This is a genomic window from Pseudomonas sp. 14P5.3.2 (assembly GCF_057799175.1).
Genome location: NZ_JBYOKU010000005.1, coordinates 125,219 through 144,201, shown reverse-complemented (window position 1 = coordinate 144,201; position 18,983 = coordinate 125,219). Strand labels below are relative to the sequence as shown.

At 59.6% G+C, this 18,983-nt stretch carries 16 protein-coding genes; 5 read left to right on the top strand and 11 right to left on the bottom strand.

From position 1 onward, the window contains the following. Window positions 1-9: 9 nt before the first annotated feature. The gene (gene rlmKL, locus AC27VU_RS06210; RefSeq protein ID WP_488723672.1) at window positions 10-2,280 is read right to left on the bottom strand and encodes a bifunctional 23S rRNA (guanine(2069)-N(7))-methyltransferase RlmK/23S rRNA (guanine(2445)-N(2))-methyltransferase RlmL; all 2,271 of its coding nucleotides are present in this window, start codon (window positions 2,278-2,280) and stop codon (window positions 10-12) included. Between the two features lie 531 nt (window positions 2,281-2,811). Between rlmKL and rmf the strand changes: the two genes are divergently transcribed. Then, the gene (gene rmf, locus AC27VU_RS06205) at window positions 2,812-3,027 is read left to right on the top strand and encodes a ribosome modulation factor (RefSeq protein WP_003223300.1); all 216 of its coding nucleotides are present in this window, start codon (window positions 2,812-2,814) and stop codon (window positions 3,025-3,027) included. A 265-nt stretch (window positions 3,028-3,292) separates the two neighbouring features. On the opposite strand, the gene AC27VU_RS06200 is transcribed toward rmf, so the two are convergent. The 9 genes from AC27VU_RS06200 to ppsA all read right to left on the bottom strand — a co-directional run bounded on the left by AC27VU_RS06200 (window position 3,293) and on the right by ppsA (window position 12,629). After that, on the bottom strand, window positions 3,293-4,312 hold the full coding sequence (locus AC27VU_RS06200) for a quinone-dependent dihydroorotate dehydrogenase (protein ID WP_003223297.1): 1,020 nt from the start codon (window positions 4,310-4,312) through the stop codon (window positions 3,293-3,295). A gap of 124 nt (window positions 4,313-4,436) precedes the next feature. After that, entirely contained in the window at window positions 4,437-5,414 is a 978-nt protein-coding gene (locus AC27VU_RS06195) for an OmpA family protein (RefSeq protein ID WP_003223296.1), read from the bottom strand. Window positions 5,415-5,521: 107 nt separating this feature from the next. Then, window positions 5,522-6,112 (bottom strand): RNA polymerase sigma factor SigX, encoded by a 591-nt coding sequence (gene sigX, locus AC27VU_RS06190; protein ID WP_011333251.1) that lies wholly within the window; start codon window positions 6,110-6,112, stop codon window positions 5,522-5,524. An 87-nt stretch (window positions 6,113-6,199) separates the two neighbouring features. Then, window positions 6,200-7,024: a mechanosensitive ion channel family protein gene (locus AC27VU_RS06185; RefSeq protein ID WP_003223294.1), complete on the bottom strand. Its 825-nt coding sequence runs from the start codon at window positions 7,022-7,024 to the stop codon at window positions 6,200-6,202. Window positions 7,025-7,026: 2 nt separating this feature from the next. Next, entirely contained in the window at window positions 7,027-7,275 is a 249-nt protein-coding gene (locus AC27VU_RS06180; RefSeq protein ID WP_003223293.1) for a hypothetical protein, read from the bottom strand. 63 nt (window positions 7,276-7,338) lie between these two features. Further along, the gene (locus tag AC27VU_RS06175) at window positions 7,339-8,334 is read right to left on the bottom strand and encodes a zinc transporter ZntB (RefSeq protein ID WP_003223291.1); all 996 of its coding nucleotides are present in this window, start codon (window positions 8,332-8,334) and stop codon (window positions 7,339-7,341) included. A gap of 25 nt (window positions 8,335-8,359) precedes the next feature. After that, window positions 8,360-8,851, bottom strand: a complete 492-nt coding sequence (gene rraA / locus AC27VU_RS06170; RefSeq protein WP_103521150.1) for a ribonuclease E activity regulator RraA — start codon at window positions 8,849-8,851, stop codon at window positions 8,360-8,362. Window positions 8,852-9,076: 225 nt separating this feature from the next. Further along, window positions 9,077-10,066, bottom strand: coding sequence for an alpha/beta fold hydrolase (locus AC27VU_RS06165; RefSeq protein WP_488723671.1), 990 nt, complete (start codon window positions 10,064-10,066; stop codon window positions 9,077-9,079). 187 nt (window positions 10,067-10,253) lie between these two features. Then, complete coding sequence (gene ppsA, locus AC27VU_RS06160; RefSeq protein WP_003223284.1) at window positions 10,254-12,629, bottom strand: phosphoenolpyruvate synthase; 2,376 nt, start codon at window positions 12,627-12,629, stop codon at window positions 10,254-10,256. 173 nt (window positions 12,630-12,802) lie between these two features. On the opposite strand from ppsA, the gene ppsR reads away from it, so the two are divergent. Then, complete coding sequence (gene ppsR / locus AC27VU_RS06155) at window positions 12,803-13,621, top strand: posphoenolpyruvate synthetase regulatory kinase/phosphorylase PpsR (protein ID WP_003223283.1); 819 nt, start codon at window positions 12,803-12,805, stop codon at window positions 13,619-13,621. Between the two features lie 114 nt (window positions 13,622-13,735). Here the strand turns inward: ppsR and AC27VU_RS06150 are convergent, their stop codons facing one another. Next, window positions 13,736-15,145: an aminotransferase-like domain-containing protein gene (locus tag AC27VU_RS06150; RefSeq protein ID WP_488723670.1), complete on the bottom strand. Its 1,410-nt coding sequence runs from the start codon at window positions 15,143-15,145 to the stop codon at window positions 13,736-13,738. Window positions 15,146-15,236: 91 nt separating this feature from the next. Between AC27VU_RS06150 and AC27VU_RS06145 the strand changes: the two genes are divergently transcribed. The 3 genes from AC27VU_RS06145 to AC27VU_RS06135 all read left to right on the top strand — a co-directional run bounded on the left by AC27VU_RS06145 (window position 15,237) and on the right by AC27VU_RS06135 (window position 18,978). Next, window positions 15,237-16,157 carry a DMT family transporter gene (locus tag AC27VU_RS06145; RefSeq protein WP_338801268.1) on the top strand — a complete coding sequence of 307 codons (921 nt, stop codon included), beginning with the start codon at window positions 15,237-15,239 and terminating at the stop codon, window positions 16,155-16,157. Window positions 16,158-16,223: 66 nt separating this feature from the next. Next, entirely contained in the window at window positions 16,224-16,952 is a 729-nt protein-coding gene (locus AC27VU_RS06140; protein WP_488723669.1) for an alanyl-tRNA editing protein, read from the top strand. Between the two features lie 280 nt (window positions 16,953-17,232). After that, entirely contained in the window at window positions 17,233-18,978 is a 1,746-nt protein-coding gene (locus AC27VU_RS06135; RefSeq protein WP_201138288.1) for an ABC transporter permease, read from the top strand. The last annotated feature ends 5 nt before the right edge of the window (window positions 18,979-18,983 follow it).

Below are 18,983 nucleotides of genomic sequence, written 5' to 3'. Positions count from 1 at the left end.
GATCAAGCGTCAACGAGCCGTGATTTTCCAGGCGTGGTGAATCTTGGTGTTGCGGGCAAAATCCGGATCGATGGTCTGCGCGCTGATTTCCTCGACCGCGTAACGCTCGGCCAGGTTCTCCTCCAACTGGAACTTGCGGAAGTTGTTGGAGAAGTACAGCACGCCCCCCGGGGCCAGGCGCGCCATGGCCAGATCGATCAACTGCACCTGATCACGCTGCACGTCGAAGATGCCTTCCATGCGCTTGGAGTTGGAGAAGGTCGGCGGGTCGATGAAGATCAGGTCGTACTCTTCACGGCAGCTTTCCAGCCACGCCATCACGTCGCCCTGCTCCAGACGGTTCTTGTCGGAGAAACCGTTCAGCGACAGGTTGCGTCGCGCCCAGTCCAGATAAGTCTTCGACAGGTCGACGCTGGTGGTGCTGCGCGCACCGCCCTTGGCCGCGTGCACACTGGCGGTCGCGGTGTAGCAGAACAGATTGAGGAAGCGCTTGCCGGCAGCCTCTTTCTGAATGCGCATGCGGATCGGCCGGTGATCGAGGAACAGACCGGTGTCGAGGTAGTCGGTGAGGTTCACCAGCAGCTTGACGCCGCCTTCGCTGACCTCGTTGAACTTGCCCTGCGCCGCCTGACGCTCGTACTGCTTGGTACCGCTCTGACGCTCGCGGCGCTTGACCACCACGCGGCTCTTGTCGACGTTCAGCGCCTGCGGGATCGCCGCCAACGCGTCGAACATGCGCGCCGAGGCCTTTTCCGGATCGATCGACTTCGGTGCCGCGTATTCCTGCACGTGCACCCAGTCGTGATACAGGTCGATGGCCATGGCATATTCCGGCATGTCGGCATCATAGACGCGATAGCAGTCGATACCTTCGCGCTTGACCCACTTGCTCAGCGCCTTGAGGTTCTTTTGCAGGCGGTTGGCAAACATCTGCCCGCCTTCGCTCAGGCGCGGCTGCTCGATCACTGGCGCCGGGGCGGGCGTCGGTTTGATCGGGTTGCCGTTCTTGTTGAACTTGCGCTCTTGCGGCTCGTTCGGGGTCTGATCGTAAGCCGCTTGCTCACGCTCGGCCTGACGCTGTTCCGGGGTACGCCGCTCGCCCGTGACGAACTGATCCGGCAGCACCTTGATCAGCAGCAGCTTGCACGGCAGCGCGCCGTTCCAGAACGAATACTGCTTGTGGCTGCGAATGCCCATGCGCTTGCCCAGATCCGGCGCGCCAGTGAACACCGCCGCTTCCCAGTTCAGGCAGGCCTGACGCAGACGCTCGCCAAGGTTCTGGTAGAGGTAAAGCAGGCTGGCTTCGTCGCCCAGACGCTCGCCGTACGGCGGGTTGCAGATCACCAGACCTTTCTGGTTCTGATCCGGACGCGGCTCGAAGGTCGCGACTTCGCCCTGATAGATCTTGATCCACTCGCTCAGACCGGCGCGCTCGACGTTGTTGCGGCCCGGTTGAATCAGGCGCGGGTCGGCTTCGTAACCACGAATCCACAGCGGCGGCTTGGCCAGACCGACAGCAGCGCGCTCAACCGCTTCTTCATGGAGTTTTTTCCACAGCGCCGGGACGTGACCGAGCCATGCGGTGAAGCCCCACTGCTCACGGCGCAGATTCGGCGCCATGTCGGCAGCGATCATCCCGGCTTCGACGAGGAACGTACCGACACCGCACATCGGGTCAGCCAGCGCGCCACCTTCGGCCGCAATGCGCGGCCAGCCGGAACGGATCAGGATCGCTGCCGCGAGGTTTTCCTTCAGCGGCGCCGCGCCCTGCTGCAGGCGGTAACCGCGCTGATGCAGGCTGTGGCCGGAAAGGTCGAGGGACAGGATCGCTTCGCCGCGATCCAGGCGCAGGTGAATGCGCAGATCCGGATTGAGCTTGTCGATGCTCGGGCGGTCGCCCTGAGGGGTACGCAGTTTGTCGACGATGGCGTCTTTGACTTTCAGTGCGCCGAAGTGGGTGTTGTCGATACCCGAACCGTGCCCGCTGAATTCAACGGCCAGGGTGCCGTCGGAGAGCATGTGATCCTGCCACTCGACGTCGAGCACGCCGTGATACAGGTCTTCAGCGTCTTTCATCGGGAAGCGCTTGAGCACCAGCAGCACCCGGTTGGCCAGACGCGACCACAGGCACAGGCGATAAGCGGTTTCCATGGTGGCCATGCCACGCACGGCGGAGGTGTGCTCGCGAGCTTCTTCAAGGCCAAGCCCGACGGCTTCCTCGATAAGCAGGCCTTCAAGGCCTTTAGGGCAAGTGAGGAAGAGTTCGAAACGATCGGACATGGTATTTCCAGAGCCTTTGGCTAGTGAATCGGCAACGCATTGCCGATCCGGTTTTCAATCAGGCGCTTTTCTAAAAGAGCGCCCGCGTGGCACGAAGGTGTGCCGTTCCATCCCCGCTGCTCGGGTTAAAAGAGCTTAGATGCCGGGACAGATAAAAAGTTGATGAAACAAAAAGTCTTAAAGCGACCCTTCGTCGCTTAGTAACCGAGCGTAAACGTGGGTCATTCTCACTAAAGGATTAACCCCATCATCCAGCGCGGGGCCGATCATACCGGGGTTTGGTGAAAATTCGTTCATGAAACCACTCGTTACTTATGGCTGTAGCACTATTTTCGTTACGTCCTTATGACAAAACGATCATTCCCTCAATGTGACTCATTGGTTAGAACTGAACACAGGTTGACGTCGCAACGGCGTCAACACCTTGGCTCGCCACGCCGGCAGCGAGCCGCCCAACGGCAGAGTTTTTTCTGCCAGACCTCGGTTGAGGTCAACGCGACAAAAACAGTCAACAAGTGAGGGAAACACCCTATGAGAAGACTTAAGCGTGATCCGTTGGAAAGAGCATTTTTGCGCGGATATCAATATGGCGTTGGTGGCAAATCCCGCGAGCTTTGCCCATTTACTCTACCGTCGGTACGCCAAGCCTGGATCAACGGCTGGCGAGAAGGACGCGGCGACAACTGGGACGGTATGACCGGCACTGCGGGGATCCACAGACTCAACGAACTTCACGCCGTCGGCTAACACAGGGCACTTATTGCAATACGACAATCTGAATTTATAGCGACTTACCATGCACGTCCTTCCCGGACGGCGGGCTGCGGCCCAGGGGCTCCTTCGAGGAGCCCTTTTTTATGCCTGAAAATGCAATCCCCTGTGGCGAGGGAGCTTGCTCCCGCTCGGCTGCGCAGCAGTCGCAAATGCTGAATCCTCGCGACCTGAAAAACCTGGGGCTGCTTCGCAACCCAGCGGGAGCAAGCTCCCTCGCCACAGAAGCCCTCAGCAATCCTCAGCGCAGGGCGGCGATGGCGTCGACCGATTCGCGAATCAGCGCCGGGCCTTTATAGATGAAGCCCGAGTAAATCTGCACCAGACTCGCACCCGCGGTGATCTTCTCCGCCGCATGCTTGCCTTCAGTGATCCCGCCCGCCGCGATGATCGGCAAACGACCACCCAGCTCAGCCGCCAACACCTTCACGGTATGCGTGCTCTTGTCGCGCACCGGAGCGCCGGACAGACCGCCCGCCTCGTCACCATGCTCCATGCCTTCGACGCCAACGCGGCTCAGGGTGGTGTTGGTGGCGATCACCGCATCCATCCCGGTTTCGATCAGTGCCTGGGCAACCTGCGCGGTTTCTTCGTCGGTCATGTCCGGGGCAATCTTGATCGCCAGCGGTACGTGCTTGCCGTGGCGCAGGGCCAGTTCGGCGCGGCGCGTGGCCAGATCCGCCAGCAGCTGCTTGAGCGAATCACCGAACTGCAGGCTGCGCAGGCCCGGGGTGTTCGGCGAGCTGACGTTGACCGTGACATAGCTGGCGTGGGCATACACCTTGTCCAGGCAGATCAGGTAGTCATCCACTGCACGCTCGACCGGGGTGTCGAAGTTCTTGCCGATGTTGATCCCCAGCACGCCCGTGTATTTGGCCGCGGCGACCCGCGCCAGCAGGTTATCCACACCCAGGTTGTTGAAGCCCATGCGGTTGATGATCGCCTCGGCTTCCGGCAGGCGGAAGATCCGTGGTTTCGGGTTGCCCGGCTGCGGACGCGGGGTCACGGTGCCGATTTCGACGAAACCGAAACCCAACTGCGAGAAGCCGTCGATGGCCGCGCCGTTCTTGTCCAGACCGGCCGCCAGACCCACCGGGTTCGGGAAGTCCAGGCCCATGACCGTCACCGGCACGTTCGCCGGCTTCTTGCACAGCAAGCCGTTGAGGCCCAAACGCCCACCCGCGCCGATCAGGTCAAGCGACAGATCGTGGGAGGTTTCCGGAGAAAGTTTGAACAACAGCTGACGGGCCAGGGTGTACATGGTCGGCGATGACTCGGGCGGCGAAAAGAGGTGGCGATTATAGCCGGGCTTATGGCTTCAACACCAAATCGCAGACAAAGAAAAGCCCGGCCTAGGCCGGGCTTTTCTCAAAGCGGCGAGCTAATTACTTAGCTTGAGCTTCAACCTGCGCTTCTACGCGACGGTTTACAGCGCGGCCAGCTTCAGTGCTGTTGTCAGCAACTGGGCGGGTTTTGCCGTAGCCAACCGACTGAACGCGGGACGATTCAACACCGTACTGCTGAGTCAGAACTTTCTTAACAGCGTCTGCACGACGCTGAGACAGTTTCTGGTTGTAAGCGTCAGGACCGACGGAGTCAGTGTGACCTTCAACAGTGGTGTGAGTCGCTGGGTACTGCTTCATGAAGTCAGCCAGGTTCTTGATGTCAGCGTAGCTGTTAGGCTTGACGACCGACTTGTCGAAGTCGAACTTGACGTCCAGCTCAACACGAACAACTTCAGCAACTGGAGCTTCAACTGGAGCTTCTGCAACTGGCTCTGGAGCTGGAACTGGAGCCGGAGCTGGCTTGCCGCCACCGCCGAAGTTCACACCCAGACCAACCGATGGAGCGTAGTCCCAACGGCCGTTGTCCAGTTTGTAGTCAGCTTCTACGCCAGCACGGGCGAAGAAGTTTTCAGCGAAGTAGTACTTAACGCCAGCGCCAGCAGTCAGGAAAGTCGACTGGTCACGACCAGTGTGACCGTCGTCTGCAACGTTGGTCAGGGTGCCGTGCTTAACGCCACCTTCAACGTATGGACGCAGAGCGTCGCCAGCGTTGTTGAAGTGGTACTGAGCGGTCAGACCGAAGTTGTCGCCGCGCAGTTTCTGGCTACCGGTACCGTCGTTCGAACGGGTGTGGTTGTTACGATCCCAGCCGAAGTTGATCGAGACGTCGTCGGTCAGGAAGTAACCGATTTTGGCGCCTGGGTTGAAGCCGTCTTCGACATGGTCAACGCTGTCGTTGTACTGCTTCTTGTAGTTGATCTCGCCTTCAACTGCGCCTTGGCCTTGTGCCAATGCGCCGAACGAAGTAGCGGCAATAAGAGAACCAATGGCCAAGCCCAAGGTGTTTTTCAGTTTCATCCGTTAAATCCCCATCTGGTGATTGTGAAGCAGTCCCGCAAACCGGGGGACAACTCGGCGGCAAGTCTATCAGAACTTGCCTACACGTAAGAGATATTTGCGCTGAACTAAGTTTCAGCAATGCCTGCAAATTTCTCACGCAATTTATCTAGAGCACGTTTGTACCGCATTTTTGTCGCACTCAAACCCATGTGCATGATGTCTGCGATTTCCTGAAATTCAAGCTCTGCGACAAATCGTAGCACCAGAATTTCACGGTCAATCGGGTTCACATACACCAGCCAGCGATCGAGTCCGCCCTTCTCCTCGGGTTTCGGCGCCTTTTCTTCCGACGCTTCTTCCAGGGGGTCCAGACTCAAGGCGTCCATCAAGCGACGCTTTCGCCGTTCTTTCCGATACTGCGTGATGCATTCGTTGTAAGTGATGCTGTACAGCCAGGTTTTGAACTTCGATTTCCCCTCGAAATTCTTCAGGCCGTACAGCACCTTCAGCATCACTTCCTGACAGACATCGTCTGCGTCGCGATCGTTCCCAAGATATCTCGCACAAACGTTAAATAATGTTCGCTGGTAACGCCGCATCAGCTCTTCATAGGCGCGCGTTACGTGAAACAGCTCGGTATGCGAGCGCGCGACCAACTCCTCATCAGAGAGCTCACGGGGGTCATAGCGCGTGGATAGCGTTTGGGCTTTATTCAAAACAAGTCGTGCCGACAGTCAGGTCAATGTCCGCCGCTACCCTCTCAGGGCATTTTGCGGCGGCATACATTAGCAGGGTTTGCCGGGTTAGCGGCTACTCACATGCTGTTCCAGCAGGATCCGATTGGAGAGTGAGACTAGCTCACCGTCATCGGTCAGCAATGTGGTTTTAACCGTGCCGATCTCTTCGATCTGGCCTTCGACCTCGCCAACACGCACTTGTTGCCCAACCTGATACAACTCACGCACATAGATTCCCGCAAGAATCTGACCGGCAATTTCCCGGCTTCCCAATCCCATCGCCAGCGCAACCGCCAGACCAACGGTAATCAATACAATGACAATCACATGGTTCAGCAGGTCGGTCTTGACTTCAAGCTGACTGATCGCGACCGAGATGCTGATGATGATCACCAGCCCCTGGGCAATTCGGCCCAAACCTGAAGCGTAGTCCAGCCCTACGCCTTCTGCCGCGCCGCGCACCAGCCCGTTGGCCAGTTGCGCAAGCAATACGCCCACCAGCAACACCAGCGCGGCGCCGAAAACTTTCGGCAAATACAACGCCAGCATGTCCAGCGTAGCTGAAACTCGCTCAAGTCCAAGGGACTCTGCCGCGGAAACCAGAAAAATCAGCAAAACGAACCAGTAGACGATCTTGCCGATCAAGGTCGAGATCGGCACCTGAAGCCCGGCGCGCGACATCAACTTGGTCAGTCCGGTGCCGCCCATCAGGCGATCAAGGCCCAGTTTGGCGAGCAATTTGGAGAGCAAGGTATCGAGCAGCTTGGCCACCACGAAACCCAACAGCAGCACCACCAGTGCGCCGAACAGGTTCGGAATGAAATTAGCGACTTTGGTCCACAACGCAGTCATTGCAGTGACGAGGCTCTGAGTCCAGAGATCAAGTTCCATATTCAATCAGCCTTATCAGCAGTGCGAGCGGTAGTTTTACGAAGACGGGAAACCGGCGAAACATGGGCCGATCCATTATTCAGGGCGATCATCAGCGCGGGCAGCCAGCGGCCCAGCAGGCTGAACAGATCACCGGCGCCAACCTGGCGGTTGGCGGTTTTGAGCACGCGACCCAGGCATGCATCGTCGTCACGGCTGGACGGCGAGGCGTTGAGCATGTCGCGCAAAGACTGTTCAAACGGATCGTGCATACGCACCTCTCGTGATGTCTGTGAAAGACGCGGGCAAATTTGGTCGGGTCACATATTGCATATTCATACCCAGCGCAAACGGCGGAATAACCACCATTGACCAAAGGCCATCGCCAACACCGTCAGACAGGCGATCAGGAAGCCGTAAGGGCTGCTCGAGAACGGAATTCCGCCCACGTTTATGCCCAACAGACCGGTGAGAAAACTCATCGGCAAAAAAATACAGGTGATGATGCCGAAGCGATACATCGTGCGATTCATGCGCACGTTCAAACGCCGGTCTTCAGCCTCCAGCACAAGCCCCATGCGCTCTCGGGTCAATTCGAGCTCTTCGAGATAGCGGGTCAGGCTGTTGTTCAATTCGTTCCAGTAGTCGGCGTCATCGTCGACAAACCACGGCAGTTTTATCCGCGTCAGCTGTCCGAAAATATCCCGCTGCGGCGCGAGGAAACGCTTCAGTCCGGCAGCCCGGCGGCGGATGTGCAAAATCGAGCCATGCTCGGGGGTATACCGTTCGTCGGCATCCAGCCGTTCTTCCTCTTCATCGACCAGTTCCGACAGGCACGTGACCAGATCCTGCACCTTGTGGGTGAGAAATTGCGCCAGATACAGGATCAGTTCGGAGGACGTTTTCGGGCCTTTGCCCTCGCTCAACAGCGCCAGCAACTCATCGGTGGCGCGCAGCGGGCGCAGACGCAGGGAGATGACCCGTTGCGCCGAGGCGAAAATCCGCACCGAGACCATGTCTTCCGGCTCGGCACCTGGATTCAGATTGACCCCGCGCAGAAACAGCAGCAGTTCGGCATCCGGCAATGGCAACAGGCGCGGCCGAGTGTTCTCTTCCAGCAGCAGGTCGCAGGCGAATTCATTCAGGCCGCTGGATTTTCGCAGCCAGGTCTGGGTTTGCGGATGGCTGCGATCCCAATGCAGCCACAGACTCTCATGGGCCTGTAGCTGCAGATCGTCGAGCTCGGTCCTGGCTATCGAACGCGCACCGCCTTTACCGTCCAGCACCAGGGCATGCACCAGCCCCCACTGCGCGTTTTCTTCCTCGAACATCCGCATCCCTTTGTTCTGCCGCTATTTATTCAGGCATCTTCAGCGGGCTCGGCGAGATGATCACGCCGTTGTTGTCCGCATAAATGTACTGGCCCGGGTGGAACGTCACGCCAGCGAAAGTCACCGGTACGTTAAGGTCGCCGATACCGCGTTTTTCGGTCTTCATCGGATGGCTGGCCAGGGCCTGGACACCGAGATCGGTCTGGGCGATGACGTCAACGTCACGAATGCAACCGTAGATCACCAGCCCTTCCCAACCGTTTTTCGCGGCTTTCTCGGCGATCATGTCGCCCAACAGCGCGCGACGCAGCGAACCGCCGCCATCGACCACCAGCACCTTGCCGTCACCCTTGAGTTCGGCTTGCTCTTTGACCAGCGAGTTATCTTCGAAACATTTGATGGTCACGATTTCGCCGCCGAAAGAATCACGGCCGCCGAAATTGCTGAACATCGGTTCCAGCACCTGCACCAGCTCCGGATAGGCGTCACACAGGTCAGGCGTGAGGTAATGGTTCATCGAGAAACTCCTGTTAAAGGAAGACGATCTAGGATGCCGCATTCTTTTGAGACGAGCTCCGGCAGTCGCTGTTTACCCTGATTCATGCAATGTTCGCTGAATGAACCTGAACATACGCTGAAACGTAATAGCTAAACAGCCACCATTTATGACCAGAACCGCACAATGCGTCATATCTTAGCCGCAAGCCGACCTGAGCGAAATGCTCTTTTCAGAGCCTTGTCCTCAACCCGCGGCCGCCAGATCCGGCTTGTCGCCGAGCAATGGCGCCTGCTGGTCCTGCAGCCAGCGCGCCACCAGCGGCCAGACTTCGGCCTGTGCAGCCTTGCTCACCAGCATCTCGACGTGACCGAAATTGTCACTGAAGCCTTGCTCACGCCCCAGATTGACGAATTGCTTGTGCTCGGAGCCGATCTGCTCGAACAGCTTGCGACAGGCCCACGCCGGATCCTGATGATCGCCCGCTGCCGTCACGGCCAGCACCGGCACCTGCACCTCGGCCAGGCCGGCCCACCAATCCTTGTCCTTGTCGCCAAAACGCCCAAACAAGCCGTACCAGCGCATGCTTTCCAGCGCCAGGCCGATCGGCTCGTCCTCCGGGCCGCGCTTGAGGCGTGAGCCGGACAATTGCGCGAAACGCTTGAGAATGAAGCGCCCGCTCCACTCCACCGGTGGAATCTTCAGCGGCCAGTACGTGCGACTGACCTGCGTGCCGAAAAACGCCGCGGAAGCCACGGCTGGCTCGCCAAGGTATTCGCCACCCAGCGCCGCCGCCAGGGTAATACCGCCGAGCGAATGGCCGATCCAGTGTGGCACCTGCCCGCTCTGCTCGCGCACGAACGCGGCAATCGCCGGCAGATCGTACCGGGCGTAGTCAGCCACGCGGTTGCGGCGGTAGTCCTGGTTGCGCTGCGACAGTCCATGGCCGCGCATCTCCGGAATCCATACATCAAAACCCAGACGCGTCAGGTACGCGCCCAGCCCAAGGCCCTTGGGGGAAAACCAGAAGCGTCGATTGGAAAAACTGCCGTGCAGCAAAATCACCGGCACGCCGCGCGGCGTGGTGTCATCGGCCATGCCCAGACGGGTCACGGCGATTTCCACGGACCAGTCGGGACTGTTGCCGGGTTTCAATCGATACACATCTTCGCTCAGATCACCGCGACGTTCGGCGCTGATCAGGGCGACAGGAAACAGGTTGCTGCTGCTTTGCATAATGCTCTTGCACAAAAAAGGGCGGCATCTACAGGAGCCCGCCCTACTCAAATCTCAAAGCCCCCGACCTTTGTAGGAGCGGGCTTGCTCGCGAAAGCGGTGTATCAGCCAACATTTGTGGCGGATCTTATTCCGTCTTCGCGAGCAAGCTCGCTCCCACAAGGGGAACGGGCCGTTCACATATGGTTCAAGCCTGGGCCTGACCTTCCGCGAGGAAGAACCAGGTTTCCAGTACGGAGTCCGGGTTCAGCGACACGCTTTCGATGCCCTGCTCCATCAGCCACTTGGCCAGATCCGGGTGGTCCGAAGGGCCCTGGCCGCAGATGCCGATGTACTTGCCGGCCTTGTTGCACGCGGCAATCGCGTTGGCCAACAGCTTCTTGACCGCCGGATTACGCTCGTCGAACAGGTGCGCGATGATCCCGGAGTCACGGTCCAGGCCCAGGGTCAGCTGAGTCAGGTCGTTGGAACCGATCGAGAAACCGTCGAAGAATTCGAGGAATTCTTCAGCGAGAATCGCGTTGGATGGCAGTTCGCACATCATGATCACGCGCAGGCCGTTGTCGCCACGGGCCAGGCCGTTTTCGGCGAGCAGATCGACCACCTGGCTGGCTTCGCCGAGGGTGCGGACGAACGGCACCATGATTTCGACGTTGGTCAGGCCCATCTCGTTGCGCACGCGTTTCAGTGCGCGACACTCGAGTTCGAAGCAATCGCGGAACGCTTCGCTGATGTAACGCGAAGCGCCACGGAAGCCCAGCATCGGGTTTTCTTCTTCCGGCTCGTAGAGCTTGCCGCCGATCAGGTTGGCGTATTCGTTGGACTTGAAGTCCGACAGACGCACGATGACCTTCTTCGGCCAGAACGCGGCAGCGAGGGTGCTGATGCCCTCAACCAGTTTTTCGACGTAGAAGCCAACCGGATCGTCGTAGCCGGCGATGCGCTTGTCGACGCTGTCCTTGATTTCCTGCGGCAGGCCGTCGTAGTTCAGCAGTGCTTTCGGGTGCACGCCGATCATGCGGTTGATGATGAATTCCAGACGGGCCAGGCCGACACCGGCGTTCGGCAGTTGCGCGAAGTCGAAGGCGCGGTCCGGGTTGCCGACGTTCATCATGATCTTGAACGGCAGCTCCGGCATGGCGTCCACGGAGTTCTTCTTGACGTCGAAGCCCAGCTCGCCTTCGAAGATGTAACCGGTGTCACCTTCGGCGCAGGACACGGTCACGCCCTGGCCATCCTTCAGCAGTTGGGTGGCGTTGCCGCAACCCACAACCGCCGGAATCCCCAGCTCACGGGCGATGATCGCCGCGTGACAGGTACGCCCGCCACGGTTGGTGACGATGGCGCTGGCGCGCTTCATCACCGGCTCCCAGTCCGGGTCGGTCATGTCGGAAACCAGCACGTCGCCGGCCTGGACTTTGTCCATTTCCGAGACGTCCTTGATGATCCGCACCTTACCGGCGCCGATGCGCTGGCCGATGGCACGACCTTCCACCAGCACGGTGCCGGTTTCTTTCAGCAGGTAACGTTCCATGACGTTGGCCTGGGTGCGGCTCTTCACGGTTTCCGGACGGGCCTGCACTATGTACAGCTTTCCGTCGTCACCGTCCTTGGCCCACTCGATGTCCATCGGGCAGCCGTAGTGCTTCTCGATGATCATCGCCTGCTTGGCCAGCTCGCTGACTTCGGCGTCGGTCAGGCAGAAACGCGCACGCTCAGCCTTGTCGACATCGACGGTCTTCACCGAACGACCGGCCTTGGCCTCGTCGCCGTAGATCATCTTGATCGCCTTGCTGCCGAGGTTGCGACGCAGGATCGCCGGACGACCGGCTTCCAGCGTGCCCTTGTGCACATAGAATTCGTCAGGGTTGACCGCGCCTTGAACAACGGTTTCGCCCAAGCCGTAGGCGCCGGTGATGAACACCACGTCACGGAAACCGGATTCGGTATCGAGGGTGAACATCACGCCGGCGGTGCCGGTTTCCGAACGCACCATGCGCTGCACGCCGGCCGACAGGGCGACCAGTTTGTGGTCGAAGCCCTGGTGCACGCGGTAGGAAATCGCCCGGTCGTTGAACAGCGAAGCGAACACCTCTTTGGCGGCGCGGATAACGTTTTCCACGCCACGGATGTTCAGGAAGGTTTCCTGCTGACCGGCGAACGAGGCGTCCGGCAAGTCTTCGGCGGTGGCGGAAGAACGCACGGCCACGGCCACATCGGGGTTACCGGCCGACAACGCGGCGAACGCGGTGCGGATCTCGGCATTGAGTTTTTCAGGGAATTCGGCGTCCATGATCCATTGACGGATCTGCGCTCCGGTCTTGGCCAGTGCATTGACGTCATCGACGTCCAGGGCGTCGAGAGCCTTGTGGATCTGATCGTTGAGGCCGCTCAGTTCGAGAAAGTCGCGATAGGCCTGCGCGGTGGTGGCAAAGCCGCCGGGGACCGACACACCGGCACCCGCCAGGTTGCTGATCATCTCGCCCAGGGATGCGTTCTTGCCCCCCACATGCTCAACATCGTGTTTGCCGAGCTTATCGAGGGAAACTACGTACTCTACCAAGGTGATCTCTCCACTAACTGTGTTGGAAAAGCTCAGAAACCGGCAGCTCGGGGGAGCGTTGGCCGGCTGTATGGCCTGGACCTGGAAAATAAGTGAGAATGCGGGCCATTGGCGGCCGGCAATCGCGCCTATCATATCCAAGATTGATGACTAGCTTAAGGCCCAAGGTGCAAATGAAACGATCTGCTTTCTTTATCTCCGATGGCACCGGCATCACTGCCGAAACCCTGGGTCAAAGCCTTCTGGCGCAGTTCGAAAACATTACCTTCAGCAAAGTCACGCGGCCGTATATCGACAACGCGGACAAAGCGCGGGCCATGGTACAACAAATCAACAAAGCCGCTGAAACCGACGGCATGCGCCCGATCATCTTCGACACCATCGTCAATCAGGACATCCGTGAGATTCTCGCGACCTCCAATGGTTTCATGATCGACATTTTCTCGACCTTCCTCGCCCCTCTGGAGCAGGAACTGACCGAGCATTCTTCCTATACCGTCGGCAAGTCGCATTCGATCGGGCACAACTCCAATTACATGGAGCGGATCGAGGCGGTGAACTTCGCTCTCGACAATGACGACGGCGCGCGCACCCACTATTACGACAAGGCCGATCTGATACTAGTGGGCGTGTCGCGTTGTGGTAAGACGCCGACGTGCCTGTACATGGCGATGCAATTCGGCATTCGCGCGGCCAACTACCCGCTGACCGAAGACGACATGGAGCGCCTGACCCTGCCGACCGCCCTGCGCGCCCATCAGCACAAGCTGTTCGGCCTGACCATCGACCCGGATCGCCTCACCGCGATCCGCAACGAGCGCAAGCCCAACAGCCGTTATTCGAGCTACGCCCAGTGCGAATTCGAAGTGCGTGAAGTGGAAAACCTGTTCCGCCGCGAGAACATCCCGCACATCAACTCCACGCATTTTTCGGTGGAAGAGATTTCGGCGAAGATTCTCGTGGAGAAAGGCGTGGAGCGGCGGTTCAAATAGATTTTTGGCGTCTGTTCTGACGCCTTCGCGAGCAAGCCCGCTCCCACAGGTTGATCGAGTTCCTCCAGTTGGAATGCGATCGCCTGTGGGAGCGGGCTTGCTCGCGAAGAACGATTACACGGTTTCCGTTAATGCCCGCGCCAGAGCCTCGAACCCGGACAGCAACAACCGATCATCCCCCACCGCATTGCACACACTCGCTCGAATGAACTGCGGCACCGCCGCATGCCCCACCGCAAAGGCCTCGGCGGTGGCCACCAGATAGTTGTTTTCCTTCAGCTCCGCCGCAATCTGCGACGCACGCCACAGCTCCGGCACCTCGATCCAGAAGTGCGGGCTATGCGCATCCGCCTTGTAATTGAGCCCCGCCAACACCGGCGCGACCAGCGCCTTGCGTCGGCCGATTTCGCTGATCTGCTCATCCAGCAAACGCTCGGCCATGCCGTTGTCGATCCAGCGGCTCGCCAACTCCATCGCCAGCGGATTGGCCATCCAGCAGGTGCCACGAATGGCCGCACTCAGGCGTCCGATCAGCGCTTGCGGTGCATGCAGATAACCGACCCGCAGACCGGCTGAAACGGCCTTGCTCAGACTGCCGATCAACACCGCACGCTCGGCGGCGAAATGGCTCAGCGGCAACGGTCGCTGGCGGGCCAGCACCGCATGTGCGTCGTCTTCGAAAATCAGCAGATTGTGTTGGCGACAGATGTCGGCAATCGCCTCGCGCCGTGGCACCGACATGACTGCCGCCGTCGGGTTCTGAATCGTCGGCGTGCAGTACAGCGCCGAGACGCGATGCTGCCGACAGATGTCGTCCAGCGCTGCCGGCAGCAGCCCTTCGTCATCCATCGCGACGCCGATAAGTTTGATCCCCAACTGGCGCGCGACGCTGATCAGGCCTGGATAGGTCAGATGCTCGGTAACCAGCGTATCGCCGGCCTTGAGCAGGCCCATCAAGGCGCACAGCAAGCCATGCTGGCCGCCATTGACGCACAACACCTGATCGGCGTGCGGCTGAAACGCGCCATGACTCAACCAACGCGCCCCTGCCTGCCGATGCCGCAGCAAACCGCTTTCGACGGTGTAACCGGTCAACTGCTGCAAGCCGCGCGGATCACTGGCGAGGCTGTGCAGGGTCTGGCTCATGAATGCCGCTTCCTGCCCGGGGATCGGCTGATTGCGGCTCATGTCGAAACAGGCGCGCGGCTCATCGCTGACATTGCGAAAGCCCTTGTCCTGCGGCCGCTCCATCCCGCGCTCACGCACATAAGTGCCATCGCCGACCCGGGCCACCACCAGACCGACCCGCTCCAGTTCGCCATAGGCGCGACTGATGGTGCCGATGGTCACGCCCAGGCTATCGGCCAACAGCCGGTGCGGCGGCAATTTCGCTCCCGCCGCAATCACGCCTTCGGCGATAGCCTGCTGCACCGCATCTGCCAGGCGCTTGTACTTCACGCCGACCCCGTTGGCGAGGCCGTCGCGGAGGATTGACACCATGGCAATACTTACTTTGACAGTCATTGTCGCCCCGAATAGCGTGCTGAAAACAGGTTCAATCAGGGATAGCCCTTTTCAACAACCGGGTCAATTCCTTTGCTGCGGAGCACCAAGCATGTCGACTGCCATCAGCGCACCGCTGAACATCAGCAAACCCTGGCTCGCCGGATTGCTCACCAGCACCTTGTTTCTGATCGTCTGCCTGAGCTGGGGCACTACGTGGCTGGGGATCAAGATTGCCGTGGAAAGCGTGCCGCCACTGACCGCCGCCGGTCTGCGCTTTCTGATCGCCTTTCCGCTGTTCCTGAGCTTCGCCGTGTTGCGCAAGGAGCCGCTGCTGTTCCCACGGCAGAGCCGCTGGTTTTTCGTGTTCGTCACGCTGTCGTACTTCAGCGTGCCGTACTACCTGCTCAACTACGGCGAGATGCACGTTTCGTCCGGTCTGACAGCACTGCTGTTCAGTTGCATGCCGGTATTTATCCTGATTTTTTCCGCGCTGTTTCTGCGCGAGAAAATCCTCCCCACACAGATGCTCGGTATCGCCATCGGTTTCGCCAGTCTGTTCATGATCATTCGCAGCCAAGGCCTGCATCTGGATCAGGCGGAATGGCTCGGCGTGCTGGCGATTCTGTGCGCAGCGATCCTGCATGCGCTGTGTTACGTGGTGACCAAAAAGCACGGCAGCGCGATCAGCGTGATCACCTACAACACCCTGCCGATCGGCATCGCCGGGCTGATGTTATTTATTGTCGGCTTGAACGTGGAAGCACCGGTATTCAAGGACGTGACCGCGCGCTCATGGGGCGCTCTGCTGTACCTCGGACTGGTGGCGTCAGTGGGCGGCTTTATCGTCTATTTCATCCTGCTCAAACGCCTGAGCCCGGTGCTGCTGTCGTTCGTGTTCATCATCTTCCCGGTATTCGCCCTGCTCATCGGCGCCTGGTACGAAGGCACGCCGATCTCGCGGGACCTGATGCTGTACTCGGCAATCCTGCTCGCCGGTTTCGCGATCACCAAGCTACCGCTCAAACGCTGAAAGCCCACGACCCGAGGTGAGCACAAGGGCTCACACACCACTCAACTTTGAACATCGGAGGTTCAAATGTCGGTACACACCATGGAAACCCTCAGCCTGTTTAACAGCGAACCCTACCGGCGCGCCTTTGGTGCCCGAGTCATCGCAGTGGTCGATCAGGCCGTCGTGCTGGAACACACCCTTTTCTACCCAACCGGTGGCGGGCAACCGGGTGACACCGGGCATTTCAGTCTGGTGGATGGCACGCGGATCGACGTCACCGGAACGGTGCGCGATCCCCTGCTGCCGTCGATCATCTGGCATCAGGTGCAGGAGTGCCCGCCGCAGCTGTGTACCGGCGCATTGGTCAACGCCAGCCTCGATTGGGAGCGGCGCTATCAGCACATGAAGATGCATACCTGCCTGCATCTGCTCGGTGCGCTGATCAATGCGCCGGTCACCGGGTGCAGCATCAGCGCCGACAAGGGCCGACTGGATTTCGATCTGCCGGAAATGACCCTCGACAAGGACAGCATCACCCGCGACCTCAACGCGCTGATCGAACAGGCGTGCACGGTCAATGTGCTGTCGATGCCGGCCTCGGAATACCCCACGCTGCTGGAGAAAAGCGGCAGCAAGACGGTCAAGCCGCCCGTCATTCAGGGTGAGTTGCGCATGGTCGAGGTCAGCGGCGTCGACATCCAGCCCTGTGGCGGCACCCATGTGCACAACACCCGGGAAATCGGCCGGGTGTATTGCGAAAAAATCGAGAAGAAAAGCCGCAACAATCGCCGGGTAATCCTGCGTTTCGCGTAGGCGGACGGGCATTTACCGGATGAAAATTTCTTCACTTAAAACAGACACTGTCTTTACGTCTTTGTAACATCTGGAAATATACAATCCGCGCAAGCAGCGCATCCGGTTCCCAAACCGGATGCGCCAGCCCTCCTGGCCTGATGAATTCAGCGGGCCCGCAACATTCACCTCCCACTTGAACCTGAAGAACGAGCATCCGCTCATTCTCGGTGGGTCGTGCAGACAGAAGCTACGCTCAGACTGCCGCGCCCCCCTTTGGACACCGCTGGAATCACTGCGTATGAAGAAAGTGTTCCGTCACTACATCCCGGCCACGACCCGGCGCCTGCTGCCCAATCGCTGGGACCTGATCGCCATGCCGCTGGTGATCGGCTTCTTGCTGTTTTTCTCGATCACCGCCCGGGAAACCTGGGCACCGATCGCCACCTTGCAGAGCGAGGTGATTTCCCTCGACCCGAGCAACCTGCCGGAATACGCCATGCGCACCACCCTGCGCATGCTCGCGGCGATGGTCGCGGCACTGGTGTTCACCCTGCTTTACGGCACCCTGGCCGCGAAAAGCCGGCGCGCCGAAAAACTGCTGGTGCCGGTGCTGGATATCCTGCAATCGGTGCCGGTGCTGGGCTACATCTCGTTCACCGTGACCTTCTTTTTGCTGATGTTTCCCGGCCGGGTACTCGGGGCGGAATTCGCCGCGATCTTTGCGATTTTCACCAGTCAGGCGTGGAACATGACCTTCAGCTTCTATCAGTCGCTGCGCATGCTGCCGCGGGATCTGGTGGAGGTGTCGACCAACCTGCAACTGTCCGGCTGGCAGAGTTTCTGGAAACTCGACGTGCCTTTCGCCATGCCCGGACTGGTGTGGAACATGATGATGAGCATGTCCGGCGGCTGGTTCTTCGTGGTGGCGTCGGAAGCAATCACGGTGGGGGACCAGACCATCACCCTGCCGGGTATTGGCTCGTATCTGGCCATGGCCATCGCGCAGAAAGACCTGCACGCGGTGGGTTACGTGATCCTGACGATGATCGTGGTGATCCTGATCTACGACCAGTTCCTGTTCCGCCCGCTGGTGGCCTGGGCCGACAAGTTCCGCATGGAAAACACCGCCTCGCAGACCGCCGCGCCCGAATCCTGGGTACTGAACCTGATCCAGCGCACCCGCTTGATCCAGCGCCTGCTGCGCCCGTTCAGCCGCGCCATCAGCCGGCTGGGCAACATGCGCTTGAACCTGCCGCGCGCGGCGCGCCACACCCTCAGCGCGGACAACCCGAGCAGATCGAAAATGATCGACTGGATCTGGGGCACATTGATCGCGCTGCTGACGGCTTATGCGCTTTATCACATCGTCCTGTATGTCGGCACAGAAGTGACGCTCGCCGAGGTCGGCCATGTATTGCTGCTGGGGTTCTTTACCTTGCTGCGAGTGGCCGGTCTGATTCTCATTGCTTCGCTGATCTGGGTGCCGCTGGGAGTGATGATCGGCCTGCGTCCGGCGCTGGCGGAAAAGATCCAGCCGCTGGCGCAGTTCCTCGCGGCGTTTCCGGCGAACCTGCTGTTCCCGGTATTCGTCATCGTGATCCTGCGCTACCAGTTGAACCCGGACATCTGGCTCAGCCCGCTGATCGTGCTCGGCACGCAGTGGTACATCCTGTTCAACGTGATCGCCGGCGCCAGCGCCTTCCCCAATGACTACAAGGAGGCCGCCGCCAACTTCCGCATTCGCGGCTGGTTGTGGTGGCGCAAAGTCATGCTGCCGGGCATTTTCCCGTACTACGTGACCGGCGCCATTACCGCCTCGGGCGGTGCGTGGAACGCCAGCATCGTCTCCGAATTCGTCTCCTGGGGGCAGGACAAAGTCGTTGCCCACGGTCTCGGGGCCTATATCGCCCAGACCACCGCCGCCGGAGACTTTCCGAAAATCACCCTCGGCGTGGTGGTCATGGCGATCTTTGTCGTGGCCTTCAATCGTCTGGTCTGGCGACCGATGTACGCCGTGGCCGAAAACAAACTGCGCCTGAACTGATGGGA

Coding starts and splice junctions, on each gene's coding strand:
- rlmKL (WP_488723672.1), bottom strand. CDS start 2,280: ATGTCCGATCGTTTCGAACTCTTCCTCACTTGCCCTAAAGGCCTTGAA.
- rmf (WP_003223300.1), top strand. CDS start 2,812: ATGAGAAGACTTAAGCGTGATCCGTTGGAAAGAGCATTTTTGCGCGGA.
- AC27VU_RS06200 (WP_003223297.1), bottom strand. CDS start 4,312: ATGTACACCCTGGCCCGTCAGCTGTTGTTCAAACTTTCTCCGGAAACC.
- AC27VU_RS06195 (WP_003223296.1), bottom strand. CDS start 5,414: ATGAAACTGAAAAACACCTTGGGCTTGGCCATTGGTTCTCTTATTGCC.
- AC27VU_RS06185 (WP_003223294.1), bottom strand. CDS start 7,024: ATGGAACTTGATCTCTGGACTCAGAGCCTCGTCACTGCAATGACTGCG.
- AC27VU_RS06180 (WP_003223293.1), bottom strand. CDS start 7,275: ATGCACGATCCGTTTGAACAGTCTTTGCGCGACATGCTCAACGCCTCG.
- AC27VU_RS06175 (WP_003223291.1), bottom strand. CDS start 8,334: ATGTTCGAGGAAGAAAACGCGCAGTGGGGGCTGGTGCATGCCCTGGTG.
- rraA (WP_103521150.1), bottom strand. CDS start 8,851: ATGAACCATTACCTCACGCCTGACCTGTGTGACGCCTATCCGGAGCTG.
- AC27VU_RS06165 (WP_488723671.1), bottom strand. CDS start 10,066: ATGCAAAGCAGCAGCAACCTGTTTCCTGTCGCCCTGATCAGCGCCGAA.
- ppsR (WP_003223283.1), top strand. CDS start 12,803: ATGAAACGATCTGCTTTCTTTATCTCCGATGGCACCGGCATCACTGCC.
- AC27VU_RS06150 (WP_488723670.1), bottom strand. CDS start 15,145: ATGACTGTCAAAGTAAGTATTGCCATGGTGTCAATCCTCCGCGACGGC.
- AC27VU_RS06145 (WP_338801268.1), top strand. CDS start 15,237: ATGTCGACTGCCATCAGCGCACCGCTGAACATCAGCAAACCCTGGCTC.
- AC27VU_RS06140 (WP_488723669.1), top strand. CDS start 16,224: ATGTCGGTACACACCATGGAAACCCTCAGCCTGTTTAACAGCGAACCC.
- AC27VU_RS06135 (WP_201138288.1), top strand. CDS start 17,233: ATGAAGAAAGTGTTCCGTCACTACATCCCGGCCACGACCCGGCGCCTG.